The 24468-nt window shown below is 66.5% G+C and carries 22 protein-coding genes; 18 read left to right on the forward strand and 4 right to left on the reverse strand.

Annotated features, from left to right (window positions below; genetic code table 11):
* The first annotated feature begins 23 nt into the window (after positions 1–23).
* Positions 24–1322: a lysophospholipid transporter LplT gene (lplT, locus tag DSM104440_RS09345; protein ID WP_171161949.1), complete on the forward strand. Its 1299-nt coding sequence runs from the start codon at positions 24–26 to the stop codon at positions 1320–1322.
* 65 nt (positions 1323–1387) lie between these two features.
* Here the strand turns inward: lplT and DSM104440_RS19490 are convergent, their stop codons facing one another.
* From DSM104440_RS19490 to DSM104440_RS09355, 3 genes are all read right to left on the reverse strand, one after another.
* Positions 1388–1522, reverse strand: a complete 135-nt coding sequence (locus tag DSM104440_RS19490; protein ID WP_281357047.1) for a hypothetical protein — start codon at positions 1520–1522, stop codon at positions 1388–1390.
* Positions 1523–1775: 253 nt separating this feature from the next.
* Positions 1776–3137 carry a DUF1501 domain-containing protein gene (locus tag DSM104440_RS09350; protein WP_171161951.1) on the reverse strand — a complete coding sequence of 454 codons (1362 nt, stop codon included), beginning with the start codon at positions 3135–3137 and terminating at the stop codon, positions 1776–1778.
* Between the two features lie 2 nt (positions 3138–3139).
* Positions 3140–5254, reverse strand: coding sequence for a DUF1800 domain-containing protein (locus DSM104440_RS09355; RefSeq protein ID WP_171161952.1), 2115 nt, complete (start codon positions 5252–5254; stop codon positions 3140–3142).
* Positions 5255–5365: 111 nt separating this feature from the next.
* Here DSM104440_RS09355 and DSM104440_RS09360 point away from each other — a divergent pair, with 111 nt between their 5' ends.
* From DSM104440_RS09360 to DSM104440_RS09440, 17 genes are all read left to right on the forward strand, one after another.
* Positions 5366–6589 carry a CaiB/BaiF CoA transferase family protein gene (locus DSM104440_RS09360; protein WP_171161954.1) on the forward strand — a complete coding sequence of 408 codons (1224 nt, stop codon included), beginning with the start codon at positions 5366–5368 and terminating at the stop codon, positions 6587–6589.
* Between the two features lie 69 nt (positions 6590–6658).
* Positions 6659–8506, forward strand: a complete 1848-nt coding sequence (locus DSM104440_RS09365; RefSeq protein ID WP_171161956.1) for an FAD-dependent oxidoreductase — start codon at positions 6659–6661, stop codon at positions 8504–8506.
* A 110-nt stretch (positions 8507–8616) separates the two neighbouring features.
* Positions 8617–8934, forward strand: a complete 318-nt coding sequence (locus DSM104440_RS09370) for a TonB family protein (protein ID WP_171161958.1) — start codon at positions 8617–8619, stop codon at positions 8932–8934.
* Positions 8935–9026: 92 nt separating this feature from the next.
* Positions 9027–9827, forward strand: a complete 801-nt coding sequence (locus DSM104440_RS09375; RefSeq protein WP_171161960.1) for an FHA domain-containing protein — start codon at positions 9027–9029, stop codon at positions 9825–9827.
* 11 nt (positions 9828–9838) lie between these two features.
* Positions 9839–10372, forward strand: a complete 534-nt coding sequence (locus tag DSM104440_RS09380) for a hypothetical protein (protein WP_171161962.1) — start codon at positions 9839–9841, stop codon at positions 10370–10372.
* Positions 10373–10402: 30 nt separating this feature from the next.
* Complete coding sequence (locus tag DSM104440_RS09385; RefSeq protein ID WP_171161964.1) at positions 10403–10765, forward strand: response regulator; 363 nt, start codon at positions 10403–10405, stop codon at positions 10763–10765.
* A 19-nt stretch (positions 10766–10784) separates the two neighbouring features.
* The gene (locus tag DSM104440_RS09390) at positions 10785–12833 is read left to right on the forward strand and encodes a chemotaxis protein CheA (RefSeq protein WP_171161966.1); all 2049 of its coding nucleotides are present in this window, start codon (positions 10785–10787) and stop codon (positions 12831–12833) included.
* A 5-nt stretch (positions 12834–12838) separates the two neighbouring features.
* Positions 12839–13699, forward strand: coding sequence for a CheR family methyltransferase (locus tag DSM104440_RS09395; RefSeq protein WP_171165833.1), 861 nt, complete (start codon positions 12839–12841; stop codon positions 13697–13699).
* Positions 13696–14316 carry a chemoreceptor glutamine deamidase CheD gene (gene cheD / locus DSM104440_RS09400; RefSeq protein ID WP_171161968.1) on the forward strand — a complete coding sequence of 207 codons (621 nt, stop codon included), beginning with the start codon at positions 13696–13698 and terminating at the stop codon, positions 14314–14316. Before DSM104440_RS09395 ends, cheD begins: the two co-directional genes overlap by 4 nt.
* Complete coding sequence (locus DSM104440_RS09405; protein ID WP_171161970.1) at positions 14313–15380, forward strand: protein-glutamate methylesterase/protein-glutamine glutaminase; 1068 nt, start codon at positions 14313–14315, stop codon at positions 15378–15380. Before cheD ends, DSM104440_RS09405 begins: the two co-directional genes overlap by 4 nt.
* Positions 15377–15877: a chemotaxis protein CheW gene (locus DSM104440_RS09410; RefSeq protein ID WP_171161973.1), complete on the forward strand. Its 501-nt coding sequence runs from the start codon at positions 15377–15379 to the stop codon at positions 15875–15877. Before DSM104440_RS09405 ends, DSM104440_RS09410 begins: the two co-directional genes overlap by 4 nt.
* The gene (locus tag DSM104440_RS09415) at positions 15874–17223 is read left to right on the forward strand and encodes a protein kinase domain-containing protein (protein WP_171161975.1); all 1350 of its coding nucleotides are present in this window, start codon (positions 15874–15876) and stop codon (positions 17221–17223) included. Before DSM104440_RS09410 ends, DSM104440_RS09415 begins: the two co-directional genes overlap by 4 nt.
* 28 nt (positions 17224–17251) lie before the next feature.
* On the forward strand, positions 17252–18958 hold the full coding sequence (locus tag DSM104440_RS09420; protein ID WP_212758288.1) for a methyl-accepting chemotaxis protein: 1707 nt from the start codon (positions 17252–17254) through the stop codon (positions 18956–18958).
* A complete protein-coding gene (locus DSM104440_RS09425; protein ID WP_212758289.1) occupies positions 18958–19461 on the forward strand; it encodes a chemotaxis protein CheW in 504 nt (167 codons plus the stop codon). Before DSM104440_RS09420 ends, DSM104440_RS09425 begins: the two co-directional genes overlap by 1 nt.
* Positions 19458–20795 carry a methyl-accepting chemotaxis protein gene (locus DSM104440_RS09430; RefSeq protein ID WP_171161979.1) on the forward strand — a complete coding sequence of 446 codons (1338 nt, stop codon included), beginning with the start codon at positions 19458–19460 and terminating at the stop codon, positions 20793–20795. Before DSM104440_RS09425 ends, DSM104440_RS09430 begins: the two co-directional genes overlap by 4 nt.
* A gap of 38 nt (positions 20796–20833) precedes the next feature.
* The gene (locus DSM104440_RS09435; protein WP_171161981.1) at positions 20834–22690 is read left to right on the forward strand and encodes a 2-oxoacid:acceptor oxidoreductase subunit alpha; all 1857 of its coding nucleotides are present in this window, start codon (positions 20834–20836) and stop codon (positions 22688–22690) included.
* Between the two features lie 199 nt (positions 22691–22889).
* Positions 22890–23945 carry a 2-oxoacid:ferredoxin oxidoreductase subunit beta gene (locus DSM104440_RS09440; protein ID WP_171161983.1) on the forward strand — a complete coding sequence of 352 codons (1056 nt, stop codon included), beginning with the start codon at positions 22890–22892 and terminating at the stop codon, positions 23943–23945.
* A 14-nt stretch (positions 23946–23959) separates the two neighbouring features.
* Here DSM104440_RS09440 and DSM104440_RS09445 read toward each other — a convergent pair whose 3' ends face one another.
* The gene (locus DSM104440_RS09445) at positions 23960–24400 is read right to left on the reverse strand and encodes a hypothetical protein (protein ID WP_212758290.1); all 441 of its coding nucleotides are present in this window, start codon (positions 24398–24400) and stop codon (positions 23960–23962) included.
* Positions 24401–24468: the final 68 nt, after the last annotated feature.

Genomic DNA, 24468 nt, shown 5'->3' on the forward strand with positions numbered 1-24468 from the left:
TCGTATGGTATAAATCCCTCGCCATGAAGCGAGGCTTCTACACCATCATGGCGGCGCAGTTCTTCTCGTCCCTCGCGGACAACATGCTGTTGATCGCGGCGATCAAGATGCTGTTGCTGCTCGAAGGACCGGAGTGGCTCACGCCGCTGCTCAAGTTCTTCTTCACCATTTCATACGTGGTCCTCGCGGCATTCGTCGGCGCCTTCGCCGATTCGATGCCCAAGGGACGCGTGATGTTCATCACGAACCTGGTGAAGATCTTCGGTTGCCTGCTGATCTTCTACGCGGCCGACGTCCACATTCCCGGCATTCCCGCGTACTGGATGGTGATCTTCGCCTATGCCGTGGTGGGCCTGGGCGCGGCCGCGTATTCACCCGCCAAGTACGGCATCCTCACCGAGCTCCTGCCGCCCGAGCAACTAGTAATCGCCAACGGCTGGATCGAAGGCCTCACGGTGCTGTCGATCGTCCTGGGCATCCTCCTGGGCGGCGTGCTGATCGCGCCGGAGGTCTCGTCGAAGCTGCTCGCGATCGACTTCCCGTTCTTCGATACCGGCATCGATACCGCGCCCGAGGCCGCGATCCTCGTGATCGCGGTGGCGTACCTCGTCGCCGCGACTTTCAACCTCTACATTCCCGATACCGGCGCGCGCTATCCCAGCCAGCAGCGCAACCCGATGAAACTGGTGGTCGATTTCTCGCACTGCTTCCAGGTGCTCTGGAAGGACAAGCTGGGCCAGATCTCGCTCGCAGTGACCACGCTCTTCTGGGGCGCCGGCGCGACACTGCAATTCATCACCCTCAAGTGGGCGGAGTCCAAGCTCAAGATGCCACTCGAGCGCGGCTCGATCCTGCTGGGCGTCTCGGCGGTGGGAATCACGATCGGCGCGGTCCTCGCCGGGCGCTTCGTCCCGCTGAAACGCGCGATCTCCGTGACGCCCTACGGCATCGCGATGGGCTTCGCCGTGATGGCGATGTGCGTGATCGACTGGATGCCCGCGGTCTACCTGATGCTGATGATCGTGGGCGGCCTTGCCGGCTATTTCGTCGTGCCGATGAACGCGCTGCTGCAGCACCGCGGCCACGTGCTGCTATCGGCCGGCCACTCGATCGCGGTGCAGAACTTCAACGAGAACGTGAGCATCCTCGTGATGCTCGCACTCTACGCGCTGATGATCCGGCTGAACCTGTCGATCGACATCATCATCATCCTCTTCGGCCTGTTCGTCTCCAGCACCATGTTCATGGTGATGCGCTGGAACGCCGCCAACCACCGCGCCGACCCCGATCTCGATCGCCACATCGGCGAGGCGAAGCACTAGTTCAGGGGCGGGGGAGAGGCGGGGCAAGGGCGTCGAGGGAGGGCCTCATACGAGCTTCGTCCGCATCACAGCCGTGATGCGTTGCCCTCGCGATTCGAAATCGGCCCTCCCTCGACGCCCTTGCCCCGCTCCATGCGCGAAGCTGCGACCTGCAGCGCGATATGCATCACCGCGGCTCCAGGTGCGCTCACCGTATTCATTGCGATGCCGCGGCGGCGAGGAGGCCCGTCTCTGCCCGGACGCCATCAAGCGAGCCGACAAACTCGAAAAAATCCCGGGGTTTCGGCGAGGACGGAGTCGAGGCGCCGACCGCAGGGAAGGCGCAATCCGGGACGTAGACCATCCGCAGCCGCCGGGATTTTTTCGAGTTTGGAGGGCAACGCATCACGGCCGTGATGCGAACGCAGCTTGCACGGGCGGCCGGGCAGAGACGGGCCTCCTTGCCGCTTCGTCTTAAACGAGGAACCCGAGGTCGGACGAGGCAAATCGCGTGAGATTCGGGAAGACCTGCGCGATGCCGGCATTGCTTACGCCGAACCAGCGCGCGAGCGTCGCGCCGTACTGCTCGACGGCGGTCGTGGGGATCCAGCGGCCGGCCGTGTCCGCATCGTCGGGGCCGGTGCGCGCGAGCGTCGGATATTTCCCGTACATCTCGCCGCCCTTCACCGCGCCACCCAGGATGAAGTGGTGATTGCCCCACGCGTGGTCGGTGCCCGCGCCCGACGCGGGCTGGAAGGTGCGGCCGAAATCGGACAGCGTGAATGTCGTCACCTTGTCCGAGATGCCCATCTGCACGGTCGCGTCGTAGAAGGCCCGCACGGCCGGTGAGAGCTGGCCGAGCAGTGTGGCGAGCGTGGTGAGCTCGTTCGAGTGCGTGTCGAAGCCACCGAGCTGCACGAAGAACACCTGGCGCTTCGCGCCGGTTTGCGCGCGGGCTTCGATCAGCCGCGCGACCACTTGCAGCTGCTGCGCGATCGAGGAGGTCTGGCCGGCGAAGAAGGGCGTGACGACGGAGCCCGTGGCGGTGAGGATCGGATTGACGATGCCCGACAGCGACATCGCCTGCGTGGTGACGTCGCCCGCCGCCTTCACATAAGCATTGTCGCGATCGGTTGCGAGGATGGACTGCAGGGCCGCGAGGCGCGCGTTCGACGCGGCGTTGTTCGCGAAGCCCTGGAGCGCGAGGCCGCCCGTGGTCGGCAGCGCGAGGGGGCTCGCGGTATCCGAAGTGATGAACAGGTTGATGCCCGCGATCGAGGTGGCCACGGGGAAGGTGCCATTGCTGCCGGCCATCTGGTCGGCGATGCGACCGCCCCATCCGGTGCGGCTGGCACCCTCGGAGACCGACGATTGCCACTGCGCGACCTGGTCGGAGTGCGAGAAGAGATTGTCCGGGCGTTCCGCGAAGTAATTGGACTTCGTGGTCGGCATGTTCAGCGTGCCCACGTTTGCGAGGATCGCCATGCGCTTCTGCGCGAACAGCGCGTGCAGCTCGGTGAGGTCCGGATGCAGTCCGTACGAGCCGGCGGTGGGTGCGATGGGCAGCAATTCGCCTTGCGGAATGTTCACGCCGGAATCCACGGTCCGGACCGCGGTGTACTGCGCGTAGCCGGCCGCATCGATCGGCACGATGAGGTTGTTGCCATCCACGCCGCCACTGAGGAACACGCACACGAGCGCTTTGTAGTCGGAGGCGACCTGCGCGGCCGCGGGGGCGGCGAGGCCGAGCAGCGAGAGCGGCGCGAGGCGCGAAGCGAGGCCGCCCGTGGTGAGCGCACCGGCGGTTGCGAGGAAGCGGCGTCGGTCGAGGGTCATGGTCAGCGCTCCACCTGGAACTGGGGCGAGGCGAGCACGAGGTACACCGCCGTGCGCGCGCGATTGAGCGTGTCGGTTGCCGGCACCGCGTTCACGGCCGTGACGATCGCCGTTCGCATCGTCGTCGACATCCGGCCCGCCATCAGGAAGCGGTTGAGGCGATCGGCCAGGGCTCCGGCATCGGCCGCGACGGCTTGATAGGGCGCGAGGGTGATCTGCGTTCCGGTCGCGCCGTAGACGTTTGTATCGACGGCCACGCCGCCGCCAAACGCCACGGCGTAGGCGACGTTGGCGCGGTTGATCGCCGTCGTCGTGGTCTGGATGCCGAACTCGGGACCGAGGAGTGCGGTTCCGGGAATGACGTAGTCGGGCGGGTAGTAGTTGAAGACCGAAGGCGGATAGAACACGAACTGGCCCAGCGCCTGCGAGGTGGCGCGCTGGTAGACGCCATCGGTGCTCCCGCCGAATGCGCGCGTGAGGTTCGACAGGAAGAGCGCCGGCTCCATGAGCTTGCCGTACGCCGGATCGATCTTGCGGGCGCCGCGCGCTTCCGGATCCGTGAGGATCGCGCGCACGACCGCGCGCAGGTCGCCGCGAACGCCCGAACCATTGTTGTTGAACACGGCCGCGACGCGGCCCACGTAGGCGGGCGTGGGATCGCTCGTGACGAGCTTCTGGATGAGCTGCCGGCCGATGAAGGGGCCGACGTTCGCATGATTGAAGATGTTGCGATGCGCGAAGGCGAGGTCGTCGGCCATCGTCATGTTGGCCGGGGCCACCACGCGCGACAGCAGCACCTTCGTTCCAAACTCGTGCGTCGCATCCACGGCGCGCATCGGACCTTCGTAGTTGCGCGGATTGTTGTTTCGGCTCGCCGCACCGGTGACCGTGGGATACGTGTAGCCGGTGAAGGCGCGCGAGAAGCCCTTGATCTCCGCGAGGTCGTAGGTCGGGACCGCCTTGCCGGCCGAGTCGCGCTGCAGCGTGCCGTCGGGATTGAGGAGGAACGTACCCACCGAGAAGAGCTGCAGGATCTCGCGGGCGTAGTTCTCGTTGGGATCCGTGCCGGCGGCGACGTTGGTCTTGTTGTTGTTGGCCATGTCGAGGTAATCGCCCATGACCGGCGAAAGCGTGACCGCGAGCATCAGGTCGTAGAAATTGCCGAACGCGTAGCTGCGGAATATCTGCTGGTAGTGCCGCATCGCGTAGTTGCGGCCGACATCCGTCCCGGAGGTCACGAAGATCTGCGAGAGCGCGAAGGCCACCCGCCCGCGCAGCTGGTCCGCGGCGCCGTGCGCGTCCTTGAAGAACTGCAGCTGGAGCGGGAAGAGCGTGTAGTTGTCGCGGTTGCAGAAATTGTTCGGACCGATGGGCGGCGTGCGGTTGTCCACGCAATCGTCGGGGCGGCGGTCCGGTGTCCACGCGTAGACCGGATAGGACGTGACCGCAGTGCCGAGCTGCTCGTCGATCCATGCGGTCGTGCCTATCGACACGGCGCGCGTGACATCGGCCTCGCGCGGGCCGAACGTGGCCTGGCGCATGAGGCGCACCGCATCGGCTTCGACGTCGACCGTGGAAAGCGGCACGCACATCACCACCGTCTCGGCCTGGTAACCGGTGCTCGCGGATTTCTCGAACACGGTGCGGTCGACCGTGAAGCGATGGTTGGAATCGTTGCGCGCGGCGCCGTTGTTGTAGCTGCGATAGAGCGCTGTCGTGGATGCTGGGCAGGCGCCCGATTGCGGAAGCTGCGCGTGGAAGGGAATTCCGAGATACGTCCAGCCCGGGTCCGCGGTCTTCAGCCATTCGCACTCGGCGGCGTTCGCGGTGAAGAAGTGCGAATTGGGTCCGCGCCCGGGCGTGCCGTAGAAGAGACACGCGGGCACGAGGCCCTGCGCGTCCTGCGCATTGAGGTACACGCTGAACTGGCCGCCGGTTCGCGACCAGCCCGCGCCTGCGCCGCCTGAATCGATCCACGTCGCTTCGGCCGGATTCGTGGAGACGTAGTAGTGCTTGGTCGCGGTGTTGAAGAACTCGACGGCGAGGCCCGTCGGCGCCTGGGCCAACGTCAGCGCGGGGGCGGAAGCGAGAAGCAGGGCGGCGAGGGCTTTGGGCATAATGCGAACGGTATTCCGCGACTGTTTCGCAAGTGTGCGCTGGAACAGCGTGGTGTGTAACGACATGTAAGCTCCGACCGTCTGCTCCCGCCCTCCGTTCATCCCATTTCCATGCCCCGCATTCTCGACGGTATCCGCGTCCTCGATTTTTCGCGCGTCCTCGCCGGCCCCTGGGCCACGCAGATGCTCGCCGACTTCGGCGCCGAAGTCGTGAAGGTCGAGCGCCCGTCGCTCGGCGACGACACGCGCCACTGGGGACCGCCCTGGGTGAAGGATCCGCAGGGCCGCGACACGGCCGAGGCGGCGTACTACCTCGCGGCCAATCGCGGCAAGAAGTCGATCACGCTCGATCTCAAGAAGCCCGAAGGGCAGGCGATCGCGCGCGAGCTCGCGGCCAAGGCCGATGTCTTCGTCGAGAACTACAAGGTGGGCGACCTCGCGCGATTCGGCCTCGATTACGCAACGCTCGCGGCGAAACATCCGGGCCTCGTCTATTGCTCCATCACCGGCTTCGGCCAGGACGGCCCTTACTCCGACCGGCCCGGCTACGACTTCATCGTGCAGGGCATCGGCGGGCTCATGAGCATCACCGGGGAGCGCGATGACCAGCCCGGCGGCGGGCCGCAGAAGGTGGGTGTGGCCGTGTCCGATCTCATGACCGGCGTGTTCTCGTCGAATGCCATCATGGCCGCGCTCTTCCATCGCGAACGCACGGGGCAGGGCCAGCACATCGACATGGCGCTGCTCGATGTGCAGGTGGCGATGCTCGCGAACATGGCCACCGGATACCTCGCCTCGGGTGTTGCGCCCGTGCGCTTCGGCAACGCGCACCAGTCGATCGTCCCGTACCAGGTGTTCAAGGCTTCCGACGGCCACTTCGTGGTGACCGTGGGCAACGATCGGCAGTTCGCCCACTTCTGCGATGTGCTCGGCACGCCCGAATGGAAGACCGACCCGCGCTTCGCGACCAATCCCGCGCGCGTGACGCATCGCGACGTGCTGGTTCCGGAGATCGCGAAACGCGTGGCGCTGAAGCCCGTGGCCCATTGGCTCGAGGCGATCGAGCGCTTCGGCGTGCCCTGCGGCCCGATCAACGACCTGGGCCAGGTCTTCGCCGATCCGCAGGTGCGCCATCGCCAGATGGTTCTGAACGTGCCCCATGCGGACGCGGGCGAGGTCCGCCTGGTGGCGAGCCCCATGAAATTCTCGGCCACGCCGGTGGTTTGCGACCGCGCTCCGCCGCGCCTGGGCGAGCACACCGACGAGGTGCTGCGCGACTGGATCGGGCGCGATACGGCCGCTGTCCAACGCCTCCGGGGATCGGGGATCGTTTAGCCCCGGCTTACCTATCGCTGTGCAACGGACTTAGGGGTAGGTAGACTCCACCGCGAGGAGGAGACCTCATTGAAGCCGACCGACATCGGCAATCCCGACTACTTCCACAAGGTCGTCGATTGCCAGTGGGCTTGCCCGGCGCACACGCCGGTACCCGAATACATCCGCTTGATCGCGCAGGGTCGCTATACGGACGCCTACATGGTCAACTGGAAATCGAACGTCTTCCCGGGGATCCTCGGCCGAACCTGTGACCGCCCCTGCGAGCCGGCTTGCCGCCGCGGGCGTGTCGAAGACGGCGGCGCGGAGCTCGACGCCTCCAAGTCCGAGAAACCCGAACCGGTCGCGATCTGCCGCCTGAAGCGCGTCGCTGCCGACTTCAAGGACGACGTTCGCGCGTTCCTCCCGAAGAAGCCCGCGAAGATGAACGGCAAGCGCGTCGCCTGCGTGGGCGCGGGTCCCGCGTCGCTCACGGTCGCGCGCGATCTCGCGCCCCTCGGCTACCACGTCACCGTGTTCGATTCCGACCACCGGGCCGGCGGCATGATCCGCAGCCAGATCCCGAAATTCCGCCTGCCCGAATCCGTGATCGACGAGGAGACGGGCTACGTCCTCGATCTGGGCGTCGAGTTCAAGGGCGGGCACCGCATCGATTCCCTCAAGTCGCTGCTCACTGCCGGTTTTGATGCGGTCTTCATCGGCTCGGGCGCGCCGCGTGGGCGCGACCTCGATATCCCCGGTCGCAAGGAAGCGGCCGCCAATATCCGCATCGGCATCGACTGGCTGGCAAGCGTGTCCTTCGGGCACGTCACCTCGATCGGCAAGCGCGTGATCGTGCTGGGCGGCGGAAACACCGCGATGGATTGCTGCCGCTCCTCGCGGCGCCTGGGTGGCGACGACGTGAAGGTGATCGTGCGCTCGGGCTTCGAGGAGATGAAGGCGAGCCCGTGGGAGAAGGAAGACGCGATCCACGAGGGCATTCCGATCATCAATTTCCTCGTGCCGAAGTCGTTCACCCACGCCGACGGCAAGCTCACCGGCGTGCTCTTCGAGAAAGTGAAGGCCGAGTACGACGCGAAGGGCCGTCGCAAGCTCGTGAACGCGGGCGAGCCCGACCAGCATTTCCCCTGCGACGACGTGCTCATCGCCGTGGGCCAGGAAAACGCCTTCCCGTGGATCGAGCGCGACGTGGGCCTCGAGTTCGACGAGTGGGGCATGCCGAAGTTGAATCCCGTCACGCTGCAATCGACGCTCCCTCATGTGTTCTTCGGGGGCGATTCGGCCCTCGGACCCAAGAACATCATCTGGGCCGTGGCGCATGGGCACGACGCCGCGATCTCCATCGACCGGCTGCTCCACGGCGAGGATGTCGCCGTGCGCCCGCCGCCGATGGTGAACCTGCTCTCGCAGAAGATGGGCATCCACGAGTGGAGCTACGACAACGCGATCGTCAACGACACGCGCTTCAAGGTGCCGCTGAAGGAGCTCACGATCGCGCTGAAGAACATCCGCGAGGAGGTCGAGCTCGGCTTCGATCTGAAGGTCGCCTTCCAGGAAGCGCAGCGCTGCCTGAACTGCGACGTGCAGACCGTCTTCACGGGAAAGCTCTGCATCGAATGCGACGCGTGCGTCGATATCTGCCCGATGGACTGCATCACGTTCACGGCCGACGGCGAGGAGGAGGACCTTCGCGGACGCCTCATGGCCCCGGCGCTCAACGCGACCCAGGATCTCTACGTGGGCAACGGCCTCAAGACGGCCCGGATCATGGTCAAGGACGAGGATGTCTGCCTGCACTGCGGCCTGTGCGCCGAGCGCTGCCCGACGGGTGCCTGGGACATGCAGAAATTCCTGCTCGACATGACCCCCGCGGGGCCCGCTTGCCGCGACAAGCGACCCCCACGCAAGGCCGCGTAAACAAAGGTTTTTTTGGGCGATTTCAACCGTAACGCGGTTGAAATTCCTATGTAGGCCCCCCGGCCCCAAAATACGGTCCGTTCAGCACAACTTTTGAGTTAGGGGAGCCCGTGAAGACCGTCATTCGTACTTTCGCGCTGGCCGCGGCCATGGTGGCCTGCGTTCCGGCATTCGCCCAGAGCCTGACCCCCGTTTCGCGCGTCGAGCCGGAGTTTCCCCGCGAGGCCGTCCAGGCTGGCGTGGACAAGGGCACCGTCAAGGCGAAGCTGACCATCGATGGCGATGGCCAGGTGTCACGCGTCGAAATCCTCGACGCCAACCCGCGCCGCATCTTCGAGCGCGCCGTGGTCCGCGCCCTCTCCCAGTGGAAGTTCAGCGCCGGTGCGGCAGGCCGGCACGCCGAAGTGGACCTCAACTTCTCCCGCTAGTCGATCATCCCCCTGCGAAAGCCGGCCCTTGTGGCCGGCTTTTTTGTACCCTGAAGGCCAGAAGAACAACCCCGGTCCCGCACCCCGAATCCATGTCCAGCCGCCTCGTCCTGAGCTTCTCCGGCAAGATCCTCGGTGAGTTCGCGCTCTCGAAGCCCGTGACCGTGCTCGGCCGCAATCCGGACTCGGACATCGTGGTCGAGCATGCGGCGGTCTCGTCGCGGCATGCGCTGTTCCGGCAGGTCGACCGGACGATCTACATCGAAGACCTCGCGAGCACCAACGGCACGGTGGTCAACGGCATCACGGTCGCGACCCAGGTGCTGCACCACCTCGACCTGATCGAGATCGGCCAGCACAAGCTGCACTTCTTCGACGATGCGCTGCTCACCGGCAAGGTGAGCGACCTCGAGGACACGGTCCACACCGATTTCGAGCGGACGATGCTGGTGCGCGACGTGCCGGCGGCCCCCGTGACGGCGCGCAGCGACCCGGAGCTCTCGAAGACGGTCTACATGCCCCGGCCCACGTTGCTCGCGCCCGGCACCGGCGCGGCCCCCGACACGCGCTACGCGCTCAAGGGCCTCGGCGGCAAGCAGGCCGGGCAGGTGATCGAGCTCACGCGGGCCAACACCATGATCGGCGCCGCCGGCGCGGATGCCGCGGTCGTGATCCGGCGCGCGGGCTCGCTGTACCTCGCACGCCTTTCCGGACGCAATCCCACGCGCCTCAACCGGGCGGAGCTCGGCCCGGGAACGCACGAGATTCGCGCGGGCGACCGCATCGACGTGGGCGACTCGAGCTTCGAAGTGATCAGCCTGGACGCATCGCCGGTGACCCCGGGCGAAAATTTCACGACCGTGATCCACGGCGCGAAGGAGGACAATCCATAATGGGAGAAACCATGACGAAGAGCACGAACGCCCGCGAAGGCGCCCGAAGTGCCGAAGAGGCTGCCGACCTGCTGGTGACGGTCGCCGAGACGCTCAACGAGCGCCTCGCGGTGACCGCGGGCGAGCTCGCACGCAGCCAGGACGTCCTGCGCGACGCCTCCAACGAGCTGATGGCCGCCTTTCGCGGTGCCGCCGACCGCATGGTCGCCGCGCAGCGCCTTCCGCAGGGCGACGCCGCGACACCCACGGAATACGGGATGGTCCTCGACCACCTGTACAGTGCGGTGGAACACCTGCAATCCCACGACCTCGTGAACCAGCTGATCGACGCGCAGAAGCTGCGCGTGGACAAGATGCGCGGCAAGCTGGTCGAGGCCCTCGAGCTCGCCTCCATGCCCGTTTCCGATCCGGCGAGCCCCGAGCTGTGGATCGAACGTTCGCGCGCGATGCTCGATTGCATCGTCGCGGGCATTGCCGAGATGGACAAGGAAGCGCGCGCCCCCATGGGCGACAAGAAGCGCGCCGGCAGCGTTGACCTGTTCTGAGCTTCCTCACGAATTCCGACAAGGTGTGACATGAAAACGATTCTTGCCGTCGACGACTCCGCCACCATGCGCGAAATGGTTTCCTTCGTGCTCGAGTCCGCGGGCTTTCGCGTGATCGAAGCCGAGGATGGGGCGCAGGGCCTGGACAAGGCGACCGCCACCCCGGTGGATCTCGTGATCACCGACCAGAACATGCCCAACATGGACGGGATCACCCTCGTGCGCTCGCTTCGCGAGCTGCGCGACTACAAGACCGTGCCGATCCTCCTGCTCACGACCGAGTCTTCGGACGGGATGAAGGCGCAGGGGCGGGCAGCGGGAGCCACCGGCTGGCTGGTGAAACCCTTCGATCCCAACACGCTCCTGGAAGTGGTGAACAAGGTCCTTCGCTAGCCCGACGCGCGAGCCTTCCATGGCCATCGACCTGACCCGCTTCATCGCCACGTTCTTCGACGAGACCCAGGAGCACCTGGAGTCGATCGAGGAGCGCGTGATGACGCTCGCCGCGAGCAACGACGATCCCGAGGTCCTCAACGCGATCTTCCGCGCCGCCCACTCGATCAAGGGCGGCAGCGGCACGTTCGGTTTCACGCAGCTCACCGAGACCACGCACGAGCTCGAGACGCTCTTCGACGGCATGCGCAAGGGCAACCGGCGCGCGGACGCGGCGATGGTGCGCCTGCTGCTCGACGCCTCCGACGCGCTCAAGGCGCACGTCGCCCGCCTCAAGCGCGGCGACAGGACCGGCGATCCGGCGATGGACGCGCTGCGCGTGCGGCTCGAGGGCTATCGCAGTGGCACTCCCGGCACTGCCGGCGCGGCCGCGCAGTCGAAGGCCGCGGCACCCGGTGCTTCCAGCATGAATGTTTTCCGCGCGCGTGCGGCTGATCCCGCACGTGCATCCGAAATCGACCCCGTGCTTGCCCAGACGCTCGCCTCCTTCGGCGACGTGATCGGGGGCGAGGGCGGCGTGTTCCGCGTGGTCACGCCGCGCGGGCTCGAAGACTTGAACGAGTCGCTCGCTTTCGCGCTGGCTCCTGAAGACTTCGTGATCGAAGCCGAAGCCGCGCCCGCGAAGCAGGGCGAGCGCTACGGCCTGTTCGATGTCGCCGAGGCGGCCCCTGAGCCCGCGGGCGAAAAATACGGCCTGTTCGAGCCGCTGCCGGTGGCCGAGCCAGTCGCTCCTGCCGCGCCGGCCGCATCGAGCGGTGAAAAATACGGTCTCTTCGAATCGCAGCAGGAGAGCGAGGCGAAGGAGAAGGAGCAGGCCCGTGCGCGTGGCGACCAGTCGTCGATCCGCGTGAGCACCGAGAAGATCGACCGCATCGTGAACCTCGTGGGCGAACTGGTGATCGCGCAGGCGATGCTCCAGCAGGCCGCGGGCGGCGCCGACACGCAGGAAGAGCGGCTCTCGCACAGCCTGGGCACGCTCGACCGAAACACGCGCGAGCTGCAGCAGGCGGTGATGTCGATCCGCATGATGCCGATGGAATTCGTCTTCAGCCGTTTCCCGCGCCTGGTCTACGACGTCTCCGCGCGCCTGGGCAAGAAAGTGCAGCTGCGCACGCAGGGCCACGAGACCGAGCTCGACAAGGAGCTCATCGAGCTGCTCGTCGATCCGCTCACGCACGTCGTGCGCAACGCGATCGACCATGGGATCGAATCGCCGGAGGAGCGCGTGCGCGCGGGCAAGCCCGAGCAGGGCTCCGTGCACATGCGCGCCACGCATCGCGGCGGCAGCGTGATCATCGAAGTGACCGACGACGGCCGCGGGCTCGATCGTGTCGCGATCGTCGCGAAGGGCCGCGAGCTCGGCATGGCCGTTTCCGAGGACATGCCGGACACCGAGATCTGGCAGGTTCTGTTCGCGCCGGGCTTTTCCACCGCCAAGCAGGTGACCGAGCTTTCCGGGCGCGGCGTGGGCATGGACGTCGTGCGCAGGAACATCAATTCGCTGGGCGGGAGCGTCTACATCGCCTCCGAGTTCGGCCAGGGGACGACGATCACGATCCAGCTTCCGCTCACTCTCGCGGTGCTCGACGGAATGATCGTGAGCGTGGCCGACGAGAACTACATCGTGCCGCTGGAGTTCGTGTCGGAGGCTTTCCGGCCGGGTCCCGCGGACATCAAGAAGGTCGTGAACCAGGCCGCATTCGTCGCGGTGCGCGGCGAGCACCTGCCCATCATCCGGCTCGAGGACGTGGTCGAGGCCCCGCAGGCGCAGCGCCTGAACGGTGAACCGCTGTGCCTCGTGGTCGAAGTCGACCAGCGCCGCGCAGCACTCCTCGTCGACGGCCTCGTCGGCCAGCAGCAGCTCGTCGTGAAGTCGCTCGAGACCAACCTGCACCACGTGCCCGGTGTGGCCGGCGCCACGATTCTTGGCGACGGGCGCGTGGCACTCATCCTCGACGTCGCCGCGATCACGCGGCGCCACGCGGTGACGGCGCGGAGCGCGGCGTGAGCACCATGGCCGATACCCGCATCGAAGCCGTCGCCCAGGATCGTGGCGCCGGGCGCGAATTCAACTTCAGCCTCGAGCACTTCAAGGCGATCTCGACGCGCATCTACGACTTCGCGGGCATTCGCCTTACCGAAGCCAAGCGCGAGATGGTCTACGCGCGCCTCGCGCGGCGGCTGCGCTCGCTGGGCATCGATTCGTTCGACAACTACATCCGCTACCTCGAGCTGGAACCCGCCGAGTGGGAGCACTGCACCAACGCGCTCACGACCAACGTCACGGCGTTCTACCGAGAGCCGCACCACTTCGACATCCTGGCCAAGCACGCGGCCGAAGCCGATGCCATGCAGACCTACCGGGTCTGGAGCGCCGGATGCTCGAGCGGCGAGGAGCCGTACACCATCGCGATGTGCCTCGCCGAATCGCGGCCCGAGGGACGCTTCGAGGTGGTCGCCTCCGACCTCGACACGCAGGTCATCGCCCATGGGCGCGAAGGCATCTATCCGCTCGAATCGGTCATGGCGCTCACGGCCGAGCGGCAGAAGCGCTTCTTCCTGCGCGGCACGGGCCGCAACTCGGGCCATGCGCGCGTTCGCCGCGAGCTCGCGTCCCACGTGGAATTCCTGCGCGTGAACCTCATGGACGACCGCTGGCCGGCCCTGGGCGAGTTCGACGCGATCTTCTGCCGCAACGTGATGATCTATTTCGACAAGGCCACGCAACGCCGCCTCGTGGAGCGCTACGCGGGCCTCCTGCGTCCGAACGGGCTCTTCTTCGCCGGTCACGCGGAGAGCCTCCTCGATTCGGGCCACCGCTTCCGCCTGCGTGGCCAGACCGTCTACGAGCTCGTGCGGGGGGCCGCGGCATGAACCGCGAAGACATCCTCAACGACGAGCACCCGAACCGCTACTTCGATCCGCATTTCCAGATCGAGACGGCGAAGATCCTGCCGGGCGAGTACTACGCCACGAAAGAGGAAATGGCGCTGGTCACCGTGCTCGGTTCCTGCGTTTCGGCGTGCCTGCGCGACCGCGATACCGGCATCGGCGGAATGAATCACTTCATGCTGCCCGATGAAGGCAAGCTGATCGGCTCGCACGGCAACGTTTCCGCCGGCGGCCGCTACGGCGTGCACGCGATGGAGCTGCTCATCAACCAGATCCTCAAGCTCGGTGGCCGGCGCGATCGCCTGGAAGCCAAGGTGTTCGGCGGCGGCAACGTGCTGCAGGGCTTCATGCTCTCCAACGTGGGCGAGCAGAACGCGGAGTTCATCGTCGAGTACCTGAACCAGGAGCGCATCCCGATCGTCGCGCGCGATCTCCTCGACGTCTGGCCGCGCAAGATCTACTTCTTCCCGTTCAACGGCAAGGTGATGGTGCGGCGCCTGCGCAAGATCAACAACGACACGATCGTGCTGCGCGAGCGCGACTACGGCGCGCGGCTCTTCCACAGCCCGATCGAAGGCGGCGCGGAGCTCTTCAAGTGAACCCGATCCGCGTCCTCATCGTCGACGACTCGCGCATGATCCGCGACGTCCTCACCGACATCCTCAAGGAACAGCCGGGCATCGAGGTCGTGGGCGCCGCGGCCGACGCCTTCGAGGCGCGCGACATGATCCGCGACCTGAAGCCCGACGTGGTGACGCTCGATGTCGAGATGCCGCGCATGAACGGCCTGGAATTCCTCGACAAGCTCATGCGGGCGCGGCCCACCCCCGTGGTGATGATCTCCGCGTTCACCGAGCGCGGCTCGGAAGTGACCTTCCGTGCGCTCGAGCTTGGCGCGGTCGAGTTCGTCACCAAGCCCAAGCTCCACGAGCAGACGCCCGACGACTACGGCACGCTGATCGCCGAGAAGATCCGCGCGGCCAAGAGCGCGCGACTGCGCGCCCCCCGCCGGGTCGAGACCACGTTGCCCACCGAGGCGGCCGTGGTGCAGAAGCGCCCGGTGCCGCGCGGCATCAAGACCTCCGACAAGCTCATCGCCGTGGGCGCATCCACCGGCGGCACGGAAGCGATCAAGGAATTCCTCGTGGGCATGCCCGAGGATTGCCCCGGCATCGTGATCGTGCAGCACATGCCCGAGAACTTCACGCGCATGTTCGCCGAGCGCCTCGACGGCCTGTGCAAGATCCGCGTGAAGGAAGCCGAGCACAACGACCCGATCCTTCCGGGCCACGCGTACATCGCGCCCGGCGGCAAGCACCTGTGGGTGAAGCGCGACGAAGGCGCGCTGATCGCGAAGCTCTCCAACGAGCCGCCGATGACGCTGCATCGTCCCGCGGTCGACTTCCTCTTCATGTCGTGCGCGAAGTACGTCGGCAAGGATTGCATCGGCGTGATCATGACCGGCATGGGCAAGGACGGCACGCGCGGCATGCTCGAGATGCGCGACGCCGGCGCCTACAACATCGCCCAGGACGAAGCGACCTCGGTGATCTTCGGCATGCCCCGCGAAGCGATCGAGGCGGGTGCCGTGCATGAAGTGGCCCCCCTCACGCGCCTGCGCGACCGCGCGCTCGCACGCCTCACCAGCAAGGAGCGCGCATGAGTGCGAACCCCCACGACGCATTCGGCTTCGGCGACGAAGCGCACGCCGAGCAGGCGAAGCGCGAATTCCTCACCTGCCGCCTGGGCGACGAGCTCTACGGCATCGACATCCTGCGCGTGCAGGAGATCCGCGGCGTGGAGCAGGTCACGCGCGTTCCGGGTGTGGCGCCCTTCGTGCGCGGTGTGATCAACCTGCGCGGGGCGATCGTCCCGATCGTGGATCTCGGCCTCATGTTCGGCTTCCCCGAGCCGCTGGTGCTCGCCGATGCGAGTGCGGTCGTGCTCAACGGCGGCCGCCGACTCGTGGGCCTCGTCGTCAATGCCGTCTCCGACGTGGTGGCGCTCACCGACGAGCAGATCGCGCCCGCACCCGATTTCGGCAACGCCGCGGTCGGCGCCGCGCTCGCGGGCATCGGCCGCCACGAGGACCAGACCCTGCTGCTGCTCGACGTCGAGCACCTGCTCGCGCGCATTCGCGAGGGCCGGGAGCGCACGTGAGCCTCGAGACGACCCTGCCCGCGGCCAACAACGTGTCGGTGCCCGACAACGTTCCGGCCAAGATCGGTCCCTATGAGGTGATCGGGATCCTGGGGCAGGGTGCGTCCGCGACCATCTACCGGGGGCGCGAGCTCTTCCCGGCGCGCCAGGTCGCGATCAAGGTCTACGACCCGAGCCTGCTCGCTTCCGAGGATCGCGCGCTGTTCCGCGCGTCGTTCCTGAAGGAAGTCCTGCTCGCGAAGAAACTCAAGCACCCCAACATCACGCAGGTCTACGATGCGGCCGCCGACGACGAGCGCGCCTACATCGTGATGGAGCTCGCCGAATCGGGGAGCCTCGACCAGTTCTGCGCGCCGGACAAGCTTCTCGAGCCGCGCCGCGTGGCGCAGCTGCTCGAGAGCGCGTGCGACGCGCTCGGCTACGCGGCCGCGCATGGAATCATCCATCGCGACCTGAAGCCCGCCAACATCCTGATGGGCGGCGACGGCGAAGCGAAGGTCGCCGACTTCGGCGTGGCCCTCGCGGAGTTCGCCTTCGACACGACGCGCGCCGCTCTCGTCGGCTCGCCCGCGTACATGGCGCCCGAGCAGCTCGAGCGCAAGCCCGTGACGCTGCAGACGGACGTCTATTCGCTCGGCATCGTGCTCTACAAGATGCTCACCGGGTCGCTGCCCTTCGACGCCAAGACGCCGGCAATGCTCACCACCGAAATCCTCCTCGGGAACCTCAAGCGCCCCGGCGAGGCGCGCGCGGGCGTTCCGCCGCTGCTCGACGAGATCTTCGAGTTCGCCACCGCGCGCGATCCGGCGCAACGCTTCGCGAGCTGGGAGGAATTCGCCGCGCAGCTGCGCAAGGTCTCCGAGCCGGTCGGCGATTCGTCGTGGATGGGCCAGGACCACAAGCGCAACCTCATCAAGAGCGCGCCGTTCTTCAAGGGCTTCACGCCCGAGACGCTCGATGAAGTGCTCGGCATGGGCCGGTGGTTCGACCTGCGCGCGGGCACAGAGCTGGTGGGCGAGGACGATTCGGGCTATTCCTTCTTCGTCCTGCTGCGCGGGCAGGCCCGTGTCACGCGCAAGGGAACGCTGCTCGCGATCCACGGCGCCGGGCAATGCCTCGCCGAGACCGCGTTCCTGCTGCGTTCGGGCGCCAAGCGCTTCAGCACCATCACTGCCGCCACCGATTCCACGCTGATCGAGTTCGACCCCGACGTGCTGTGGCTCGCGTCGCCCGAATGCACGAAGCATTTCCACGAAGCGCTGCTCGCCTCGATGGCCGAGCGCCTGGTGCACGCCGAAGGCGCCCTTGCCGAGATGCTCGGGGCCAAGGCCGTCACCCTGTTCTGATCACCAAGGATTTCACGGAGTACGTTTCATGAAGATCAAGAGCCTGCAAACCAAGATGGTCCTCATAGCCGCGGTGGGTTTCACCGTGTCGCTGCTCGTCTCCATGGGCGGGTTGATGCGCGTCTACGGCACGGCACAGGACCTCGACCGCATCAGCCGCGAGGATTCCGAGAACACGCTGGCGGTCCTTCGTGCCGGAATGCTCTTCAAGGAGCAGGTCCAGGAGTGGAAGAACGTCCTGCTGCGCGGGAAGAACACCGAGCAGATGGAAAGCCACTGGGCGATCTTCCTCGACAAGGAAAAGCAGGTCCAGGGCGAGGTGCGCGCGGCGCTGTCGGGCGCGAGCATTGCCGAAGTGCGCGCGCCGCTCGAGCGGTTCATCGAGGCACACAAGACGGTGGGCGAGGCCTATCGCAAGGCATTCGAGGTCTTCAAGTCTTCGGGGCGCGATGCGGCGGCCGGGGACCAGGCCGTCGCCAGCGTGGATCGCGCGCCGATGGCCATGCTCGACCAGGCCGTCAAGGCCGAAGGTGACGCGGGCACGAAGGCGATCGCCGCGGCCGTGAAGTCGGCGGAGCGTTCCTACTGGATCGCGATCATCGCCATGATCGTGACGTCGATCGTCGCCCTCGTCTGCGTCTGGCTCTACATGCGCGCGGCGGTCGTGCGCCCGATGGCATCGAGCGTCGTGGCAGCCGAGCGCATCGCCCAGGGCGACCTCACGACGGAGCTGCACGCCACCACCGACGACGAGGCGGGCCAGCTGCTGCGCGCTCTCTCGCGCATGACCGCAGGGCTCGCGCAGGTTGTCAGCGCGGTGCGGACGTCGGCCGAATCGGTGGTCACCGCTTCGAACCAGGTCGCCGCCGGAACCACGGACCTTTCGCAGCGCACCGAGGAACAGGCCTCGAGCCTCGAGGAAACCGCCGCGAGCATGGAAGAGCTCGCGAGCACCGTGAAGCAGAACGCCGACAACGCGAAGCGCGCCGACGAGCTCGCCCACACGGCCTCCAAGCGCGCGGAGAAGGGCGGTTCCGAAGTCGTGCGCGTGGTGATGACGATGAACGAAATCAGCGAAAGCGCCGGCAAGATCTCCGACATCATCTCGGTGATCGACGGCATCGCCTTCCAGACGAATATCCTCGCGCTCAACGCCGCCGTCGAAGCGGCGCGAGCCGGCGAGCAGGGCCGCGGCTTCGCGGTCGTGGCTTCCGAGGTGCGCGCGCTCGCGCAGCGCAGCGCCCAGGCGGCCAAGGAGATCAAGGGCCTGATCGGCGCTTCGCTCGCGAAGGTCGACGCCGGCACGAAGCTCGTCGAGGATGCGGGCGACACGATCCAGTCGCTGGTGATCGACGTGCAGCAAGTGAGCGATCTCATGCGCCAGATCGCGGAAGCCTCGGCCGAACAGAGCCGCGGCGTGCAGCAGGTGAACAAGACCGTGACCGAGATGGACAAGGTCGTGCAGCAGAACGCGAGCGCCGTGCAGGAATCGGCCTCGGCCGCCGAGTCGATGCGCCAGCAGGCCGGATCGCTCGTGCGCGCGGTCAGCGTTTTCCAGATCGCCCGCGGCACCGCGTCCACGCTGGATTTCGACGTGCTCGAAGCGCCGTCGGCCTTCTCGCAGGCCTCGGCACTGCCTTCCGGCTCCGGCGGCAAGGTGCCGACCGTGGGCAAGGAGCCCGCGCGCAGCATGCCCGTGGCGCGCAGCAGCGACGACGATTGGGAGCAGTTCTAGTGGCGGCACCCGTGCAGCCCCGGGCGGGAGCGGCCGGCGCGGCCGGGCGCGAGGTCCTCGTCTTCCTGCTGGGGAAGGAAGAGTATGGCGTCGACATCCTGAAGGTGCAGGAGATTCGCGGCTATGAGAAAGTGACCGCCATCGCCTCGGCACCCGACTACCTGAAGGGCGTGATCAACCTGAGGGGCACGATCGTTCCCGTGATCGACCTGCGCATCAAGTTCGGGAAAATGGACCCGCAATACGACAGCCTGACGGTCGTGATCATCCTGCGCCTCGCACGGCGCGTGATCGGCGTCGTGGTCGACGGCGTCTCCGACGTCATTCGCCTTGCCGAGAACGAGGTCCGCGCGGCCCCGGCCTTCGGCGGGATGGTCAACGCCGAGTACCTGGGTGGCGTCGGCGTGCAGGACGGCCGCATGGTCCTGCTCTTCGACATCGAGCGCTTCCTTTCCTCGAACGAGCTGCGGCTGCTCGAACAGGCCGCCGAAAACCCCGCATGAAACGTTACGTCGCCTTCGCCGCCAGCCATCCGTACCTGTTGGCCGCGTTGTGCGTCGTCCTGTTCCTGCCCTGGGTGTGGATGGCCGCTCTCGTCCCGCCCTGGGCGCTGCTCACCTCCCTCGCGCTCGTGCCGCTCGCCGCTTTCCTCGCGCTGGTGCTCGTGGTGAAGGACGTCTCGCTCGACGACACCCTTGAAGGGGGGAGCGAGGAAGATCTCCTCAAGTGGCGCAAGCGCACGCGCCTCTTCCAGCAGGTGGTGATCGGCCTCGACACCATGCTCTCGCGCTGGGACACCGCCTCGAAGGCGAACCAGAAGAATCTCGAGATCATGGGCGAATCGGTCGAGGAGGTGATCAAGCTCACCGAGACGGCGGTCTCCGAGATCAGCAGGAATTTCCGCGTCGTCGTCGCCCGTGCGCGCGAGCAGACCGATGCCGCGATGTCGCTGCTCAAGCGCGACCAGCATGGCGCGGCGGGGGGCATCCTCTCGCTGCCCGAATTCATCCAGGCCTACGACCAGCAACTGGTCAACGTCACGTCGCACATGACCGGCTTCTCCGAGGCGGCCGACGAGATGGCGCGCCACCAGTCGCGAATCAGCGAGCACGCGGCCGTCATGGACCGGACGATGGACGAGCTGCGCGACATGGCCTCGCAGATCTCGCGCATCGCCCTCGACGGCTCGGTCGCGATGACCTCGCAGGAGGTCAATCCGCGCAACTTCATCGAGATGACCGACCGCATCCGCGGCATCAGCGCCCAGGCGCACGAGCTCACGCGCAAGGCCCGCCAGGGCCTGGAAGCGATCGGCGACGAAGTGCGGCAGGGCAACCGGCGCACGACGCAAGTGGCCGATGCCGCGCGCCGCGCCGTGGACACCGCTCGTTCCGAGGTGAGCGCGCTCAGCTCGTCCACCATCGAGCAGACCAACCAGATCGAGACCACGCTCACCCGCATCAATGTGCTGAGCGTGGAAATCCAGAAGGACATCGACAGCATCATCGTCGCGATGCAGTTCCAGGACATCACGCGCCAGAAGCTCGAGAAGCTTCGCCAGCCGATCCTGGGCGCGGCCAGCGACTCGCTGTCGCTGCTTTCCCACGAAACGCGGGCACTCCTGCAGCGGGACCTCTACCGAGCGGTGCGTGCCTACGCCGAGAGCGCGATCCGCCCCACGGGCGCGGGCACGGACCGCGAGCGCGTCCAGCAGGCGGTCGAGCTGGCCGCCGGGCAACTCGACGAGGCAGGCGACGCCCATGGCGCCGTTCCGGCTCCGAGCGCCAGCCCGGCCCAGGACGGCAAGAAGTCGAGCGACAAGGTCGAGATTTTCTAGGGGCCCGACAGGGGCCCCGGGAGCGTTAAACTGCTGCCATGAAGCCCATATCCGCCACCAACGACTTCGTCATCAAGTTCGCGAACGTCAACGGCTCGGGTTCCGCCTCGGCCAACACGCTCTTCGCGAAAGCCATCATGCGCATGGGGGTGCCGATCTCCCCGCGCAACATCTTCCCGTCCAACATCCAGGGCCTGCCCACGTGGTACGAGGTGCGCGTGACCGAGCGCGGCTGGCTCGGGCGCCGGGGCGGCTGCGACATGATGGTCGCGATGAACCCGCAGACTTGGGACCCGGACGTCGCCGAGATCGAGCCGGGCGGCTACCTCTTCTACGACAGCACGCGTCCGCTGCCCGCGAGCAAGTTCCGCGACGACATCAACGTGATCGGCATCCCGCTCACGGCGATCACTAACGCGGCGTACTCGGATCCGCGCCAGCGCACCCTCTTCAAGAACATCATCTACGTGGGCGCGCTCTCGGCACTGCTCGAGATCGACGTCCCCGAGATCGAGAAGCTGATCGCCGAACAGTACAAGGGCAAGGAGAAGCTCCTCGAGCCCAACATCAGGGCCCTGCACATGGGCCGCGACTACGCGCTCGCGAACCTGCAGTGCCCGCTGGGCATCCGCGTGAAGCGCAGCGATGGGGTCGGCAAGAAGGTCTTCGTCGAAGGCAACAGCGCCGCGGCGCTGGGCTGCGTGTACGGCGGCGCGACGTTTGCCGCGTGGTACCCGATCACGCCCTCGTCCTCGATGGCCGAAGCGTTCGCCAAGCACTGCCGCAAGTTCCGCGTCGATCCGGAGTCGAGCAAGAACCGGTTCGCGATCGTCCAGGCCGAAGACGAGCTCGCGTCCATCGGCATGGTGATCGGCGCCGCGTGGAACGGCGCTCGCGCCTTCACCTGCACCTCGGGCCCGGGCATCTCGCTCATGAGCGAGTTCATCGGCCTCGCGTACTTCGCGGAGATTCCGGCCGTGATCTTCGACGTGCAGCGGGCAGGGCCGTCGACCGGTATGCCCACGCGCACGCAGCAGGCCGACGTTCTTGCCTGCGCCTATGCTTCGCACGGCGATACCAAACACGTGCTGCTCTTCCCGGAGGACCCGAAGGAATCCTTCGAGATGGCCGCGGATTCCTTCGATCTCGCCGACCGCCTGCAGACGCCGGTGTTCGTGCTCCTCGACCTCGACATCGGCATGAACGAGCGCCTGTGCGATCCGCTCAAGTGGGACGACAGCCGCCACTTCGACCGCGGCAAGGTCCGCAGCTACCAGGACCTCGAAGCCGGCGCGCGTTTCGGCCGCTACCTCGACATCGATGGCGACGGCATCACGTATCGCACCTATCCCGGAACGCACCCGAAGCGTGGGTCGTTCTTCACGCGCGGGACCAGCCGCGACCGCTATGCGCGCTACACGGAAGACGGCAAGGCGTACGTCGACAACATGCAGCGCCTGCTGCGCAAGTTCGAGACCGCGAAGGAGCTGGTGCCCAAGGCCGAGCGGATCGACGCCTCCCGGGCCACGCGCTTCGGCGTGATCTTCTATGGCTCGACGGGGCCCGCGATGCGCGAAGCCCTGGCGGACCTGGAGGATGCTTCGATCGAGGTGGACGCGCTGCGCATCCGCGCCTTCCCGTTCCACGACGAAGTCATCGAGTGGGTGGGCCGCCACGAGCACGTGTTCGTGGTCGAGCAGAACCGCGACGGGCAGCTGCGCACGCTCCTCGTGGCCGAAGGAGCGATCGACCCGGGGAAGCTCACGCCCGTGCTGCACTACGACGGCACGCCGATCACCGCTCGCTTCATCCAGGGCGAGATCGCCCAGCGCCTCGGCGCCTTCAACGTGACCCCGATCAAGAAAACAGCCGCTACTGGGGGCGGTGGGGAATGACGCGGAATGAAAGGCTTTGGAACCGCCGATGAACGCCGATGACTCGCCGATTGCCGCGGATGAATGACTTGAGGGAGTGCGCCATCGATGATTTCGAGGTATCGCATCCGCCAGCCCATGAACGCTCATGTTCATCGGCGGCAATCGGCGAGTCATCGGCGTTCATCGGCGGTTCCAAAGCCTTAGGGGGTTCAATCAAATGACGTACCTGGCGAAGCCCAAGCTGCACCACCCGGAGCTCCCGAAGAACAAGCTCGGGTTCACGCGGCGCGACTACGAAGGCACGGTCTCCACGCTCTGCGCCGGTTGCGGGCACGATTCCATCAGCAGCGCGATCATCCAGGCATGCTTCGAGCTCGACATCGCGCCGCATCGCGTGGCGAAGCTCTCGGGCATCGGCTGCTCGTCGAAGACGCCCACGTACTTCCTCGGCCAGTCGCACGGCTTCAACTCCGTGCACGGGCGCATGCCCTCGGTCCTGACGGGCGCGAATGTCGCCAACCGCGACCTCATCTACCTTGGCGTCTCCGGCGACGGCGATTCCGCCTCGATCGGCCTCGGGCAGTTCGCCCACGTGATGCGCCGGGGCGTGAACATGACCTACATCGTCGAGAACAACGGCGTGTACGGCCTCACCAAGGGGCAGTTCTCGGCGACGGCCGACCGCGGCTCGAAAAGCAAGCGGGGCGCGCTCAACTCCGACGAATCGATCGACCTCGTGTTGATGGCGCTGCAACTCGGCGCCACCTACGTCGCCCGCAGCTTCTCCGGCGACAAGGCGCAGCTCGTCCCGCTGATCAAGGGCGCGCTCCTGCACGAAGGCGCGGCTTTCCTCGATGTCCTCTCGCCGTGCGTGGCGTTCAACAACCACGACGGCTCGACCAAGAGCTACGACTACGTGCGCGAGCATAACGAAGCGGTGAATTCGCTCGACGTGATCACGGTGCACAGGGAAATCACCACCGAGTACCCGCCGGGCAGCATCCAGGAAGTGAAGCAACACGACGGTTCGATCCTGCGCCTGCGAAAGATTGAAGCGTCCTACGATGCGTCCAGCCGCCTTTCCGCGATGACCTACGTGCAATCGCGCTACGACCGCGGCGAGATCGCCACGGGGCTGCTGTACTTCGCGCCCACGCCGCGCGATCTGCACGACAGCCTCAACACCGTTGCGACGCCGCTCAACCAGTTGAACGAGCGTGAACTCTGTCCGGGCAATGCAGCGTTGGAGAAATTCAACGCCGGACTTCGGTAGGTTTTCACCCGGCGCTACTTCGCTCCGCCGTACTGCTTTTCCATCTGCTTCGCGAAGGCAGCCTGCTCCGCCGGCGTCATGTTCTGCAGCTCCTTCGTGGACTTGCCCGTCATGGCCTTCACCTGCGCATCGCTCTTGGCTGCGTCGGACCCGGGAGGCGCGCTTCCGGACTGCACCTGCTTCGCCATGTCGACCTGGGCCTTGACCTTGGCGTTGTAGATCTGCTTCACCTCGGCGTCGGACTTGCCTTCGGCCTCCTTGCCCAACTCCTTGCGCATCCCCTTCGCCTCGATGGCGGACCTCTGTTTCTCGTAGTCGGCCTTGCGCTTGGCTTCGGCTGCAGCCGCGGCCTTGCGCTGTCGCGCTTCCTCGGCCTCCATCTTCGCGTCGTAGTCGGCCAGCGCCGGCCCGGCCAGGGCCACGAGCAGGGCGGTAATCACGAAACTCCTGGACATCGCCGTTTCCTTTCCCATGCGCCGAACCATTCGGCGCTTCCACCCGTTATAGACGCAATCCGGCCAGA

This window comes from Usitatibacter palustris, from assembly GCF_013003985.1.
Classification (GTDB): Bacteria; Pseudomonadota; Gammaproteobacteria; order Burkholderiales; family Usitatibacteraceae; genus Usitatibacter; species Usitatibacter palustris.